Genomic DNA, 14,437 nt, shown 5'->3' on the forward strand with positions numbered 1-14,437 from the left:
TCCAGTTCGTTGTTTAACGGGGCAGGACTCAAAGTCAACACACGGACGGGCTTGGGCCCGCCTCTTGTTATTTTTCCGCTTGCAGGAACTGGATCAGCGCCGGCACGGTGCCCTCGATATGCTCGCGCACCACGCCCTCGGCGCGGGCGGCGTCACCGGCACGGATGGCATCAAGGATCACCGCATGTTCCTGGCGGGCGCTGAGGGGTTTCTCGCCATGCTGCAACCACAGGCGCATGGGCGCTTCCACCAGCGAGTACAGCGCCGAGATCTGCTTCATCAAGCGTGGACGGCCACTGAGGCTGCACAGGTATTCGTGAAAAGCGCGGTGGCGGCTGACCCAAGCGGCGCTTTCGTCGCGGTAGTCGTCCATCTCGTCGAGCATGCGCTCCAGTGCGGCCAATTGACGTTCGCCGATGCGTGGGACTGCCACACGCACTGCCAGGCCTTCGAGGGCACTGCGCATCTCGAATACTTCGTGCAATTCATCGATATCCAGGCCGCTGACGACGGCACCACGGTTGGGTCGCAAGGTGACCAGACCTTGGGCATCCAAGCGGCGGAAGGCTTCGCGCACCGGCATGCGGCTCATGCCAATCTCACTGGCGATGTCTTCAGCGATCAGCCGGTCGCCCTTGCGGTAGCGACCACCGCAAATGGCGTCGAGCAGGAAGTTGTAGGCCTCCTCCTCGGCGGTGAGGGGCTGACGGTCAACGTAAGCGGGGGCGAATTGCATTGGCAGCACCTTTTGTATTTTTGTATCCAATTATCCATGAATACAAAAAAGCAGTTTGCGTGCCAGATTATGCAAAGGTGTGCCAAGTGGTTGATTTGGATGAAACAGCGAGGGATTTGTCGACAGAGGGTGCGCAATGACGTTGCAGGTGCTTGCTACCAAACAGCACATAAATTGCCCCGTGAGTGGGCACGCGTAACAGGTCGCGGGCCACGTCGGGGCAGATGTCTAAACACGGCCCCTGGCCTCAGATCAGGATTGAAGGCAACCGGCCATTTTCAACCGGGTTCGGCCGAGTAGATGATGGTCTGCGCACTGTTTTCAGTGACGGGCGGGCGTGTGAAGTAGGTGTCACCTTCGTCGGTAAGGATCTCGTAGTCGACGTTGCGGGTGTTGCTTGCGTGCTTGATGATTTTCAGCACGCGTTGGAACTTCATGCTTTGCGTACCGTTCTGGTTAGGCCCGGTCAACACGCTGACGCTTTGGAACCAGCCGCTGTGCTGCTTGTTGCCGAGCAGCGCACAGGTCATCGCCTCGAACCGTTCCAGCCGCGTAAACCCCCATAGCGTCTGCTCCTTGACCGCCGCGCCTGGGGTGGCGGCACCGGTAAACACGAAGAGATTGATCGCCGGATTGTCTTCGCAAAAAAAATCATACGGGACCAGGCCGTCGACCATTTTCCTACCGGGTACAAAGCCCTTTTTATGCACCTGAAACATTGTCACCTCCGCTCAATCACTGGCGACCAGTCTAATGAGGGGCGACGTACAGGGCGGTCAAGCCAATGTAATGTCGTGTAAAGATCGCGCACTGTGGAGGTTGATCTCCACGGTCAGCCCGCCCCCCGACTCGTTGCGCGCCTCGATATGGCCGCCATGCATCTGCACCGCCCTCGCCGCAATGGCCAAGCCCAGGCCAAAGCCGACAGTGGCATCACCCACACCGCGTTCGAACGGCTGGAAGATGGTGCTCAGTCGGTCAGGCGCCACTCCAGGCCCAAGGTCGCTGATGCGTACGCTCAAGCGATTAGCTTCGCGATTGACCTGCGCCGACACCTGCACGGTCGTTCCCGGACGGGTATAGCGTACGGCGTTGCGAATCACGTTTTCAAAACAGCGGTACAGCAACTCACCGCTGACACAGGCGATAAACGGCGGGCAAGCCTGCAGGTGAACGCGACAGTCCTTGATATCCGCTTCGAATTGCGCATCGTCGACAATCATCGCCAGCAATTCCACGATATCCACCGGCTCGCGCTCGATGCTTTCAGGGCGGCCCTGCAGGCGGGCCAGGGTCAGCAACGCCTCGATCAGCGTGTCCATGCGTTCGCACTCGCGCTCGATGCGCTCGAGCATTTCCAGGCGTGCGGCGTCCTGGCGCAACAGGCCGATGGCCGCTTGCATGCGCGTCAATGGCGAGCGCAGTTCATGGGAGATGTCGTGCAGCAGATGGTGTTGGGCTTGCACCAACACCTTCAACTGGTTGGCCATGCGGTCACAGTCTTCGGCCAGGTCGACGATTTCATCGCGGCGCTTGCCCATGGAGGGCTTGACCCGGGTTTCGAAACGCCCCTGGGCCACATCGCTCATCGCCCGGCGCAAGTGCGCCAGCGGCCAGGCCAGGTAGTACGCCATGTACCCGCTGAACAGCGCACTCATCAGCGTGCCGATGATCAGCGGGACCTGTTGCCAGGGCCTGCCGCCGTCCTCACCGGGGGCGTGACTCGAGCGCAGTGAAAGCGCCAGGCCTTCCTTGCTGGTCACCGCGCGCTCAAAGGCCGGCTCCGCAACCGCAGACCCAGCCAGTAACTGGCCGGTGCGGTCATAGATGCCGATAACTTCGTCCGGCGGACGCTCCCATACCGCCAGGAACTGGCCAGCGGCCTGGACACCAAATTGTTCCAGCAGCTTTTGCTCACTTGCGAGGATGGCGCCCACATGCGGGTCGCCCGGGCGGAAGCGGCTCAGCTCCAGCACACCGACCCCGACCAGGAACGTCAAGGTGGTCGCCAGCCAGAACGCCAGGAACAGTTTCCAGAACAGCAGGCTGGGCTTGGTCATTCGGCAATCAACAGGTAGCCCAGGCCACGCACGCTCTGGATCCAGGCCTTGGCGTCCGGGCGCGGCCCCAGCTTCTGCCGGATGCTGCTGATATGCACGTCGATGCGCCGGTCATAGCGGGTCAGCGGGCAACCCAGGGCATTGAGCGATAGATCCTTTTTGCTCACCACTTGGCCGGCGCAGCGGGCCAGTTCTTCGAGCAGGCTGAACTCGGTGCTGGTCACGCCCAGTTCTGCACCATTCCACACGGCCTGGCGCTTGCCGGGCCATAACACCAGCGAACCAGTCTTGATCACCTCGGTGGTGGGCTGACCGACTGCCTGCACCCTGCGCATGATGGCGCGCAGGCGCGCCACCAACTCGCCTGGGGAGCTGGGTTTGGGCACGTAGTCATCAGCACCGAGCTCCAGGCCAGTGATGCGGTCGATGTTGTCGCCACGGGCGGTGAGCAACACTACCGGGACTTGGCTGACGGCACGGATACGCCGCAGTACCTCAATGCCCGAACGCTGCGGCAACATCACATCCAGCACTACGATGCTGTAGCGACCCGACAGCGCCTCGGCCTCACCCGCCTCGCCCGTATGCACGGCCGTGGCCTCGAAGCCTTCGCACTCCAGGTATTGGCGCAGCATTTCAGTCAATTCCTGGTCATCGTCGACTAACAGTACGGAGATCATGACGGGCTCGTCCGGGGTGTGGGCGCGCATTATCAGCCTTGCTGCCGGAATCCGGGCCAACCTTTACCTAACTTGACATTCAGTTAACCGCACCAAACGCCGCGCACTCTTATGCTGGCTCTTCACCGGTCGGCGAGTGAACCAAGCGCGCCGGCGCTGCTCGTCGATGTGTTCTGGAAAAGATCTTGATGAATTTTTCGCGCCTGCTCTGCTCGGTTGCGCTGCTGCTCAATGCCTCACTGGCACTCGCCCAAGGCTTCAAAATCTCGGATATTCGAATCAATGGCCTGCAACGGGTTTCGGCAGGCAGCGTTTTCGGTGCATTGCCGCTGAACGTTGGCGATGAAGCCGATGACCGGCGCCTGGTGGATTCCACCCGAGCATTGTTCAAGACCGGTTACTTCCAGGACATCCAGTTGAGCCGCGAAGGCGACGTGCTGATTATCAACGTCGTCGAGCGCCCTTCGGTTGCCAGTATCGAGTTCGAGGGCAACAAAGCGATCGCCACCGATGACCTGATGAAAGGCATGAAGCAATCAGGTCTGAGCGAAGGCGAGATATTCCAGCGCGCCACCCTGGAGGGCTTGCGCAATGAACTGCAGCGCCAGTACGTGGCCCAGGGCCGCTATTCGGCGTCGGTCGACACCGAGGTCGTGCCCCAACCGCGCAACCGCGTGGGCCTGAAGATCAAGATCGACGAAGGCGAAGTGGCATCGATCCAGCACATCAATGTGGTCGGCAATACGGTATTCGCCGACGCCGCCTTGCTCGACCAATTCACGCTAAAGACCAGCAACTGGCTGTCCTTTTTCAGGAACGACGATAAATACGCACGGGAGAAACTCTCCGGCGACCTTGAACGCCTACGCTCCTTTTACCTGGACCGCGGCTACATCAACATGGATATCGCCTCGACGCAGGTCTCCATGACCCCGGACAAAAAGCACGTGTACATCACCGTGAATATCCAGGAAGGCCAGAAATACACGGTGCGCGACGTGAAGTTGAGTGGCGAGCTGAAAGTCCCGCAGGATCAGGTGCAGGCGTTGTTACTGGTGAAAAAAGGCCAAGTGTTTTCGCGCAAATTGATGACCACCACGTCGGACCTGATCACCCGCCGCCTGGGCAACGACGGTTACACGTTCGCCAACGTCAGCGGCACGCCGCAGGTGCATGAAGCGGATCACACGGTCGATATCACCTTCAGCGTCGAGCCCGGCAAGCGGGCTTACGTCAACCGCATCAACTTCCGGGGCAATACCAAGACCGATGATAAGGTGCTGCGTCGCGAAATGCGCCAGATGGAGGGCGGCTGGGCCTCGACCTACTTGATCGACCAGTCCAAGGTGCGCCTGGAGCGGCTGGGGTACTTCAAGGAAGTGAACGTCGAGACGCCAGCGGTGACCGGGCTGGATGACCAGCTGGATGTGAACTACGCCGTGCAAGAGCAAGCATCCGGCTCGATCACGGCCAGCGTCGGCTTCGCCCAAAGTTCTGGGCTGATCCTCGGCGGGTCAATTACCCAGAACAACTTTCTCGGCACCGGCAATTCTGCCAGCCTGGGGCTGACCCGGTCGTCCTACCAGAGCAAGTACAACATCGGCTTCACCGATCCCTACTTCACTCGTGATGGGGTGAGCCTGGGTTACAACGCGTTCTATAACAAGACCGACTACAACAAATACTACGATGACGGAGTGTCCTATTACGCCATTAACAGTTATGGCCTGGGCGCCAGCCTCGGCTACCCGATCAATGAGACGTCGCGCCTGAGTTTCGGCTTGACCGCCCAACACGACAGTATCGAACCGGGCACCTACAGCGCCGACGAGATCTACGACTTCATCGAGCGCGAAGGCAAACAGTTCACCAACTTCAAAGCCAACCTGGGCTGGTCGGAATCGACCTTGAACAAAGGCGTGCTGGCGACGCGTGGGCACGCGCAAAACCTCAACCTGACGGTGACGGTGCCCGGCAGCGACCTGAGTTTCTACAAAATCGATTACACGGGGCAAACCTTCCTACCGGTCAGCAATAACACCGCCCTGCGTTTGCATACCAAGCTCGGTTACGGCAACGGCTACGGTTCCACCGACGGCTTACCCTTCTACGAAAGCTATACGGCCGGCGGTGAAGGCACGGTGCGCGGCTTTGAAAGCGGCACGCTCGGCCCACGCAGCACGCCGGCGACCGGAACGTATGCCAGTGCCGGCCAGGCGTACTATTCGGACCGGGATACAGAGGCGCTGGGCGGCAATATCCTGATTACCGGCGGCGCGGAGTACTTGTTCCCCGTGCCGTTCATCAAGGACAACAAATCCGTGCGCACTTCACTGTTCTGGGATGTGGGCTCGGTGTATTCGGACAAGTGCTACCTGAGCACGACCCAAGACTGCGGCGGCGTGGACCTGAGCCAGATGGCCAGTTCCGTGGGGGTGGGAGTGACCTGGTACAGCCCGCTGGGGCCGTTGAGTGTCAACCTGGCTTATCCGATTCGCACACCTGAGAACGCAGACAAGCAGGTCTTCCAGTTTTCCATGGGGCAGACGTTTTAAAGGGCCTGATCGACTTTTTCCACTATCAGTGGCGACGCTGAAGCACAATAGCGCCGAATCACTCAGGAGCAATGCTTCATGACTGTCGACTGGCTCAACTTCACACCCTGGTCGTCTCTGGCAGGCGGCGCACTGATTGGCCTGGCGGCCAGCGTGTTCGTCGTCAGCAACGGCCGTATCGCCGGCATCAGCGGCCTGATCGGCCATCTTCTGCAGCGAGAGGGCAAGGGCGTGAGTGAAACAGCACTGTTTCTGCTCGGCCTGCTCGTCGCCCCGCTGCTATGGGGTGCGTTCGCCACGCTACCGTTGATTGAATTCCAGAGCGGCTGGCCCGCATTGATCCTTGCCGGTTTCCTGGTAGGGGTGGGCACGCGGTACGGTTCAGGGTGCACCAGTGGCCATGGAGTGTGCGGCTTATCGCGACTTTCGCCACGCTCAATGGTCGCCACTGCCTGCTTCATGGCCAGCGGTTTCGTTACGGTGTTTGTGCTGCGTCATCTACTGGGAAGTTGAACATGATCAAGGTCACGGCATTCATCGCCGGGTTGCTGTTCGGTTTGGGCTTGCTTCTGGCGGGCATGGCCAACCCGACAAAAGTACTGGCGTTCCTGGATATAGCCGGCGCTTGGGATCCGTCCTTGGCACTGGTTATGATTGGCGCCATTGCCGTGGCGATTGGCCCGCTGACCTGGGCCCGCCGGCACTCCCGCTCACTGCTGGGCGCGCCCATGCAGTTGCCCGCCAAGCGCGGGCTGGACCGGCGCCTGGTGGGCGGCAGCCTGTTGTTCGGCATCGGTTGGGGTATTGCCGGGGTTTGTCCGGGTCCGGCCGTGGCCATTCTGCTGACAGGGCAGTGGCAGGTCATCCTGTTCACGGTGGCCATGCTGGGCGGCATGCTGTTGTTTACGGTACTGGAGAACCGGCGCAGGGGTTAAATCCGCTGAATGGGGACACACTACGATGGCTGCGCAAGCGCCATCATCCTGCGAACACCCCCTTCTCTATCCGTGGATAGGGTAAATCAACCGGCGTGACATGACGCTCTCAGTCAACTCTGACCGCTGTGTACAAGTAACAGCAACGCTCGAGAATTAAAGTTGAAGTGCCAGGGGAAGCTACCCCAGCTCACAACTCCAATAATAGAGCGACGTCAATGAGACTGACACCATCCTTGCCAGCGTGCCTGGCCCTCAGTTGCGTATCACTTGCCGCCTTTGCTGCCGAAGGCCCCCCACCGCCCTCCGTCAGCCAACCCAGCGGTATCAACCTGGGCGGCACCAGCTTCTTCGACGGGTTCGCCGGGCCACCGGGGCTGACGCATCAGACCTATTTGAAGTTCAGTACGTCCAGCAGCATTCGTGACAATGGTGGCAAGGACAACCGCAACTTCGATAACCAGAAGATCAATGTCATTACCCTGATCAACCAGTTCAGCTATTACTCACCGGACACCATCGGCGGCGGCGCACACCTGGGCTGGAGCCTGTTGGTCCCGGTGGTTTCCCTGGACGGCGACTTCGGCGACAACGGCGTCAAACTCAAAGACAACGGGGTCGGCCTGGGCGACGTCACTGTTGGCCCGCAAATCCAGTTCGATCCGCTCCTCAACGCCGAAGGCCGGCCGGTGTTCGTGCAACGCGTGGCCTTCGATACGATCCTGCCCACAGGTAAGTACGACAAACACAAGGACTTGAACCCCGGCTCCCATTACTTTTCCGTCAACCCCTACTGGGCCGCGACCCTGATGCCGGCACCGCGCTGGGAAGTGAGCTGGCGCTTGAATTACCTGTACAACTTCAAGAACGACGATCCCGCGAGCAGCTCGGCACAGTTCTTTGAAGGGCGCCCCGTGCGCGACACCCAATCAGGGCAATCGGCCTGGGCCAACTTTACGGCCTCCTACGAGGTGTACCCGAAAATCTCGGTCGGGATCAACGGCTATTACTTCCGGCAGATTTCCGATGACCGGGTCAACGGCGACCGCCTGAGCAACTCTCGCGAGAAAGTCCTTGGCATTGGCCCCGGTTTGTTCTGGAAGATCACTGAGGACAAGGCGTTCTGGCTCAATACCTATAAAGAAACCGGCGTAGAGAATCGCAGCAAGACCGATTACGCCGTGCAAGTTCGCTACGTTCATAAGTTTTGACTGAGGTGATGTGTGATGAATGCGCTCGACTCCATCGACAGCAAGCAATCACTGGGCGCTATTTGCCTGATGATGGTCATTTCCCTGGGAACGCTGCAGATCCAGCCGATTCTGGGCGGGGCGCTGATTGACCAACTGGGGGTGCCGCTCAATGCCATCGGCGTGATCTTCGCCGCCGAGCTAATCGCGATGGCCATCGCCTGCGGCGTATGTGCCCTGCTCATGGCCCGTGTCGACCGCCGCCGCTTTGCACGGGTGGCCTTGTTGATACTGGCCGTCGGCAACCTGATCAGCACCCAGGTTCACAGCCAGACGTGGCTGGTGGTCTTGCGGATCATCTGCGGCGCCAGCGGTGGCGCGGTCATGGCGGTGGTGTATGCGACCGCGGCACTGCGCCGGTCCAAAGATGCAACGTTTGCAGTGATCAATATCGGCAACTTGTTATGGGGCATGCTGCTGGTCACCTCGATGCCTCTGCTGCTGCAGGTATTTGGCGTGCGGGGTGCCTTTGGCCTGCTGGCCATCACCAGCCTGCTTGCCGCACTGGGTTGCGGGAGAATCCCCAGGCATTACCCGGACGCCCAACGCATCGCCCATGGCGCGGCCCGACCGTTCGGGGTGACCTCACTGCTGCTGATCGCGCTGTTTGCGCTGCTATTCTTCGGGCATTCCGCTCTATGGGTGTACCAGGAACGAATCGGTAAAAGCCTGGGCCTGGAACCTCAACAGATCGGGGCTATCCTCGGCGGCAGCATCCTGGCGGGTGCCCTGGGTGCAGGCCTTTCCGGGCTCATCGGACGGCGGCTTGGCCTACTGTTCCCGCAACTGTTGAGCTTCGGTGCTGCGTTAGTGGCGACCCTGATCATGGTGTATGGCGACAGTACCGTTGCCTTTGCCACCACGGCGTGCCTGATCCATATGGTGTGGTTTTTCAGCTTGCCCTATCTGCTTTCCATGGCCGCCGAACTGGATCCCTCCGGGCGCCTGGCGGGACTGGGCAACGCCGCGATATTCGTCGGGCAAGGGCTTGGCCCCTTTGGCGCCGCGCTGGTAGTGGGCGAAGGGCATTTCCGCGCGGTGGGCTGGCTGGCCGCCTGCGCTTATGGGCTGGCCTTGATCATCTCGTGCCTGGTGGTGGCTCGCTTCCGTCGCGGCGTTAAGCCCGGCGGGCAGGCCCTGTCAGCCCAATCCGCCTGAACGACGCCACCCAAACCGATCAATGAGATAACGCGATGAATACGCCATTCCCAAACACCCCGGAATTTTCCGGAGCGCTGTATGCGCCGAGCCGCGTCGAGGGCGACGTGTATGACCTTGAAATCGAAGGCGCCCTTCCCGAGGCGATCCGTGGGGCCTTTTACCAGGTGTCACCCGACCCGCAATACCCGCCCATGCTCGGCAACGATATTTTCTTCAATGGCGATGCCTTGGTCAGCGGCTTTTATTTTGCTGATGGCAAGGTCTCGCTGCGCCGCCGCTATGTGCTGACCGATCGCCTGGTCGCTCAGCGCCGTGAAGGGCGCTCGCTCAATGGTGTGTACCGCAACGTCTACACCAACGACCCGCTGGCGGCCAAAAACAACACCACCGCCAACACGTCTGTGATCCCGCACAACAACGTCCTGCTGGCTCTCAAGGAGGATGCCATGCCCTGGGCGTTGGACCCGCAGACCCTGGAGACTCTCGGCGAGTGGAATTTCGACGGGCAGATTGACTCTGCGACGTTCACTGCCCACCCCAAGCTCGACCCCGTCACGGGAAACCTGCTGGCCTTCAGTTACGAAGCCAAAGGCGACGGTACACCGGACATGGCCTATTTCGAGATATCGCCAGAGGGGAAGCTGCTGCATGAAATCTGGTTCCAGGCGCCCTACGCCGCGATGGTCCACGACTTCGCGGTCACCGAACGGTATGTGGTGTTCCCACTGATCCCGTTGACAGTGGACGTCGAACGCATGAAAAAAGGCGGCCAGCATTTCCAGTGGCAGCCCGAGTTGCCCCAGCTGTTTGCCGTGGTGCCCCGTTACGGCCATGCGCGCGACGTGCGCTGGTTCAAAGGACCCAAGGACGGCTTCCAGGGCCATACCCTGAATGCGTTCGATGAAGACGGCAAAGTGTATCTGGACATGCCGGTCACCGGCGGCAACATCTTCTACTTCTTCCCCCAGGCGGACGGTTTCGTACCGCCGCCAGAGACCCTGGCCGCCAGTCTGATGCGCTGGATATTCGACCTGAACAGTGCGCAGGATGAACTACAACCCCAGGCGCTGACGGACTATCCCTGCGAGTTTCCCCGCTGCGATGACCGCTACATCGGCCGCAAGTATGAACATGGATTCATGCTCGCCTTCGATCCAGAGCGCCCGTACAACCCGTCGAACGGGCCGATGCCATTCCAGTTTTTCAACCTGCTGGTTCACCTCAACCTCACGACCGGTGTCACCGATGCCTGGTTTCCCGGGGACAGCGGCTGTTTCCAGGAACCCATCTTCATTCCGCGCTCCGCGCAAGCCAAGGAAGGCGACGGCTACGTAGTCTGCCTGCTCAACCTGATTGCCGAAGGCCGCAGCGAACTGGTGGTGCTGGACGCCACCGCCATGGCCGCCGGCCCCCTCGCACGCATCAAAATCCCGTTCCGCATGCGCATGTCACTGCACGGCTGCTGGGCACCGCACTAAGTCGCGCCACCGCTCCCCCTCTCTCCATGCGACACGCCCGTGGCCCTCCACTTGCTGGAAGGGCGCGGGCTGCCCGGCGTTACAGGGCTGGATCCGATGATCGAACAGAAAAATCACGTTTATTTCGTAATGCAGGATTTATACAAAAATCCCACTTTACAGGATAAATGCTCAAGACTAGATTAAACCCATTGCTGCCATCTCCCGCTTCCTTTTCGAGAGGACACTTCATGAAACTTGCAAGCTTCATTGTTCACGGTCGCACGACCTACGGTGTGGTCGAAGGTGATCAACTGATTGACCTGGAATCGGTCAAATCAACCTTTGGCGCTGACCTCAAGCAAGCCATTGCCACCAATCGCCTGGGGGAGCTGACACCGGCCGTGCTCGCGCCACTGCCCCGCGTGCCATTGGCCGACGTCACCTTCCTGCCGGTGATCGCCAATCCCGGGAAAGTGCTGTGCATCGGCATCAACTATGCCACCCACGTGCGGGAGACCGGGCGTGACATGCCGACCTATCCGATGATTTTCACGCGTTTCGCCGACAGCCAGGTCGCGCACCTGCAGCCGATCATTCGTCCAAAGGTGTCGCACAAACTGGATTTCGAAGGCGAACTCGCAGTGGTCATCGGCAAAACCGCAAGGCACGTCAACGCAGCGGACGCGCTGGACTACGTGGCCGGTTATGCCTGCTACAACGATGGCAGTGTGCGCGACTGGCAGAAGCACACCCTCCAGTTCGTGCCCGGCAAGAACTTCCCCCAAACCGGTGGATTCGGCCCTTGGATGGTGACCCACGACGAGATCAACGACCCGCAGGAGCTGGAACTGACCACGCGCCTGAACGGCGAAGTGATGCAACACACCCGCACCAGCGACATGATTTTCGACGTGCGCCAGTTGATCGAGTACTGCTCCACGTTCACCGAACTGGCCCCCGGCGACGTGATTGTCAGCGGCACCACTGGTGGCGTCGGTGCCTTCCGTGAACCGCCGGTGTGGATGAAGCCCGGCGACACCGTCGAAGTCGAGATAACCGGCATCGGCCGCCTGCGCAACAGCATCGCCGACGAGCAGTGAGTCATGAATCTACTTGAATCAGAACGCCCGTCGGAGCTGGAAGCCGATAGCAAAGGCTCCAGCCTGGAACGCATGCTGCGGGTGCTGGACCTGTTCACCGAGGCCAGCCCGATCTGGGCGGTGGACGAAATGGGCGCCGCACTGGGTTACACCCGCTCAACCATTTACCGCTACGTACGCGAACTGGCCGAGGCGAGCCTGTTGTTTCAGGTCGAAGCCGGACGCTATGCACTGGGCGCACGGATCATCACCTGGGACCGCCAGCTGCGCCTGAGCGACCCTCTGGTGCGCGCGGCACAGTCGCTGGAACAGGCTCTGCCACGCTGGAGCGAGCAACAGGTATGGCTGATCTGTCGGCTGTTCAAGGACCAGGTGGTATGTATCCACCAGCATGGCGAGTTGTTCAGTGAGGTCAGCTACTCCCGGGGTTCGCCCAGGCCGTTGTTCCTCGGCGCGACATCGAAAGCGATCCTCGCCAACATGACCTCGCGCCAGCACCGCCAGCTGTTCCTGGAAAACCCGGATGAAGTGCGCGCCAGCCACCTGGGCCAAACCTGGGAACAGTTCCGCCGCGCGCTGCAGCAACTGCGTCGCCAGGGCTATGTCGCCAGTGCGGCGGAAATCGATCCCGGCGTCTACGGCCTCGCGGCACCGATTTTCGACAGCGACGGCAAGGTGCTGGGCAGCATCAGTTGCGTGCGTCCGATCCAGGAGCGTGACAACACCCAGGAAGCGCAACAAGGGGAACAGATGCTGACCCTCGCACAGACACTCTCGCAACGCATGGCGGCCCTGACTCAACGCCCCGCGCAGCCGGACTGAAACCTTTGGAAGGGAATAACAATGACAACCCTCAACAGCTTCAGCACTCAAGTCCTGATCATCGGCGCCGGCCCCACCGGACTGACTCTGGCCAACCTGCTTGGCCAGGGTCAGGTGGATACCCTGATCATCGACCGCAAGGCCGGCACCGTGACCGAGCCCCGCGCTGTCTCGATCGACGATGAATCCCTGCGCACCATGCAGGCGATCGGGCTGGATGCCGCCGTGCTACACGATGTGGTGCCGGGCTACGGCGTGCATTACTTCACCCGCCCGGGCGGGCGTTGCTTTGGCAAGGTCGAGCCCACCGGCAAGGTGTATGGTTTTCCCAAACGCAATGCCTTTCGCCAGCCACTGTTCGAACACACGCTGAAGACCGGCCTTGAGCGCTTTGCGAGCGTGACTGCACGCTTCAATCACGAACTGCTGGAGTTCACTCAAGACGCGCACGGTGTGCGTGCCTTGATCAAGGACACCGATGGCCAATTGCTCGACGTCAAGGCCAACTACCTGGTCGCCTGCGACGGCGGCCGCAGCCCGGTGCGCAAGCAACTGGGAATCGAGATGGTCGGGTCGAGCTTCTCCTCGCGCTGGCTGGTGGTCGATACCGACCAGGACGACGACCCGTTCTGGCAGACCCGCGTGTACTGTGACGCCCGGCGCCCGGTGGTGGAAGTACCCGGTCCGCACCGTACGCGGCGTTTCGAATTCATGCTCCGGCCGGACGAAACCGAGGAGCAGGTGCTCAGCCCGCAAAGCCTGCACGTGCTGTTGCGTCCGTTCAAGGGCGATGCGCCGGTTTCGATCGTGCGCAAGACGGTCTACACCTTTCATGCCCGCGTTGCAGAGCGCTGGCAGGTGGGCCGCGTATTGCTCGCCGGTGATGCCGCGCACCTGACCCCGCCCTACGCCGGACAGGGGATGAACAGCGGCGTTCGCGATGCTCATAATCTGGGCTGGAAGTTGATCGGCGTACTCAACGGCAAATTGGCCGCGACCGCCTTGCAGTCCTACGAAAGCGAGCGGCGCGGGCATGCCTGGGCCTTGATCAAGTTGGCCCTGAACCTGGGCGTGGTCATGGCGCCGGCTACCGTGCTGCGGGCTCGCCTGATCAGTGCGGCATTCGCGTTGGTCGGCCTGGTGCCGCCGCTGCGCGACTATTTCCTGCAGATGCGCTTCAAGCCAAAACCACGCTTTACCCAAGGCCTGGTGCTGCCCGACGGCAAGGCCGGAAAGCTGGCCTGTGGGCAAATGTTTCCTCAGCCGCTGCTGACCGACGCCCAAGGCCACGCCCAGTTGCTGGACGCGAGCATCGGTGCCGGCTTTGCCCTGATTCAATATGGCGACCCTGCTCGCCAGCGTCTTGATGAACTGCGCCACGGTCTTTGGGATCACCTGGAGGCCAAGCGCATCCTGATCCTGCCTGCGCACTTCCAGGCCCTGCCATCGCTGCCTGGCTGCACCGTACTTCAAGACCATGAGGATGCGCTCAAGGACCTGCTGGGCGACAGCCACACGTTTGTGTTGCTGCGCCCCGATCGCTATGTCGCCGCCCTCTTCGACAAGACCACCCAAGACCAGGCTGCCGCCGCCTTGCAGGCGCTGTTCGGCATCCCCTCGACAAGCGCCTGTGCGGATCAACCGGCCATGGCCCCCGTCTACCCCTGAACCTTCAGCC

13 protein-coding genes are annotated in these 14,437 nt (G+C 60.9%); 9 read left to right on the forward strand and 4 right to left on the reverse strand.

What is annotated here, in order from left to right; all coding sequences use genetic code 11:
* Window positions 1–67 precede the first annotated feature (67 nt).
* The 4 genes from AB4N92_RS02160 to AB4N92_RS02175 form a co-directional block, all read right to left on the reverse strand.
* Window positions 68–736 (reverse strand): GntR family transcriptional regulator, encoded by a 669-nt coding sequence (locus AB4N92_RS02160; protein WP_042571771.1) that lies wholly within the window; start codon window positions 734–736, stop codon window positions 68–70.
* A gap of 278 nt (window positions 737–1,014) precedes the next feature.
* Window positions 1,015–1,455: a hypothetical protein gene (locus AB4N92_RS02165; RefSeq protein ID WP_029529093.1), complete on the reverse strand. Its 441-nt coding sequence runs from the start codon at window positions 1,453–1,455 to the stop codon at window positions 1,015–1,017.
* Between the two features lie 57 nt (window positions 1,456–1,512).
* The gene (locus tag AB4N92_RS02170) at window positions 1,513–2,796 is read right to left on the reverse strand and encodes a HAMP domain-containing sensor histidine kinase (RefSeq protein WP_236267356.1); all 1,284 of its coding nucleotides are present in this window, start codon (window positions 2,794–2,796) and stop codon (window positions 1,513–1,515) included.
* Window positions 2,793–3,476 carry a response regulator transcription factor gene (locus tag AB4N92_RS02175; protein WP_010209170.1) on the reverse strand — a complete coding sequence of 228 codons (684 nt, stop codon included), beginning with the start codon at window positions 3,474–3,476 and terminating at the stop codon, window positions 2,793–2,795. The genes AB4N92_RS02170 and AB4N92_RS02175 overlap by 4 nt, the downstream gene beginning before the upstream one ends.
* A 188-nt stretch (window positions 3,477–3,664) precedes the next feature.
* Here AB4N92_RS02175 and bamA point away from each other — a divergent pair, with 188 nt between their 5' ends.
* The 9 genes from bamA to AB4N92_RS02220 all read left to right on the forward strand — a co-directional run bounded on the left by bamA (window position 3,665) and on the right by AB4N92_RS02220 (window position 14,427).
* A complete protein-coding gene (gene bamA / locus AB4N92_RS02180) occupies window positions 3,665–6,031 on the forward strand; it encodes an outer membrane protein assembly factor BamA (protein WP_460129134.1) in 2,367 nt (788 codons plus the stop codon).
* Window positions 6,032–6,109: 78 nt separating this feature from the next.
* Window positions 6,110–6,544 carry a YeeE/YedE family protein gene (locus AB4N92_RS02185; RefSeq protein ID WP_010209167.1) on the forward strand — a complete coding sequence of 145 codons (435 nt, stop codon included), beginning with the start codon at window positions 6,110–6,112 and terminating at the stop codon, window positions 6,542–6,544.
* Between the two features lie 2 nt (window positions 6,545–6,546).
* Window positions 6,547–6,966, forward strand: a complete 420-nt coding sequence (locus AB4N92_RS02190; protein WP_010209166.1) for a DUF6691 family protein — start codon at window positions 6,547–6,549, stop codon at window positions 6,964–6,966.
* A 218-nt stretch (window positions 6,967–7,184) separates the two neighbouring features.
* Entirely contained in the window at window positions 7,185–8,177 is a 993-nt protein-coding gene (locus AB4N92_RS02195) for a SphA family protein (protein WP_042571774.1), read from the forward strand.
* A 15-nt stretch (window positions 8,178–8,192) separates the two neighbouring features.
* Complete coding sequence (locus AB4N92_RS02200) at window positions 8,193–9,374, forward strand: MFS transporter (protein WP_010209164.1); 1,182 nt, start codon at window positions 8,193–8,195, stop codon at window positions 9,372–9,374.
* A gap of 35 nt (window positions 9,375–9,409) precedes the next feature.
* A complete protein-coding gene (locus tag AB4N92_RS02205) occupies window positions 9,410–10,855 on the forward strand; it encodes a carotenoid oxygenase family protein (protein WP_010209163.1) in 1,446 nt (481 codons plus the stop codon).
* 230 nt (window positions 10,856–11,085) lie between these two features.
* Entirely contained in the window at window positions 11,086–11,937 is an 852-nt protein-coding gene (locus tag AB4N92_RS02210) for a fumarylacetoacetate hydrolase family protein (protein WP_460129139.1), read from the forward strand.
* Between the two features lie 3 nt (window positions 11,938–11,940).
* On the forward strand, window positions 11,941–12,759 hold the full coding sequence (locus AB4N92_RS02215; RefSeq protein ID WP_010209161.1) for an IclR family transcriptional regulator: 819 nt from the start codon (window positions 11,941–11,943) through the stop codon (window positions 12,757–12,759).
* 21 nt (window positions 12,760–12,780) lie between these two features.
* Window positions 12,781–14,427 (forward strand): bifunctional 3-(3-hydroxy-phenyl)propionate/3-hydroxycinnamic acid hydroxylase, encoded by a 1,647-nt coding sequence (locus AB4N92_RS02220; protein ID WP_021491098.1) that lies wholly within the window; start codon window positions 12,781–12,783, stop codon window positions 14,425–14,427.
* Window positions 14,428–14,437 lie beyond the last annotated feature (10 nt).

It is taken from the genome of Pseudomonas sp. S3_A09 (assembly GCF_054668065.1).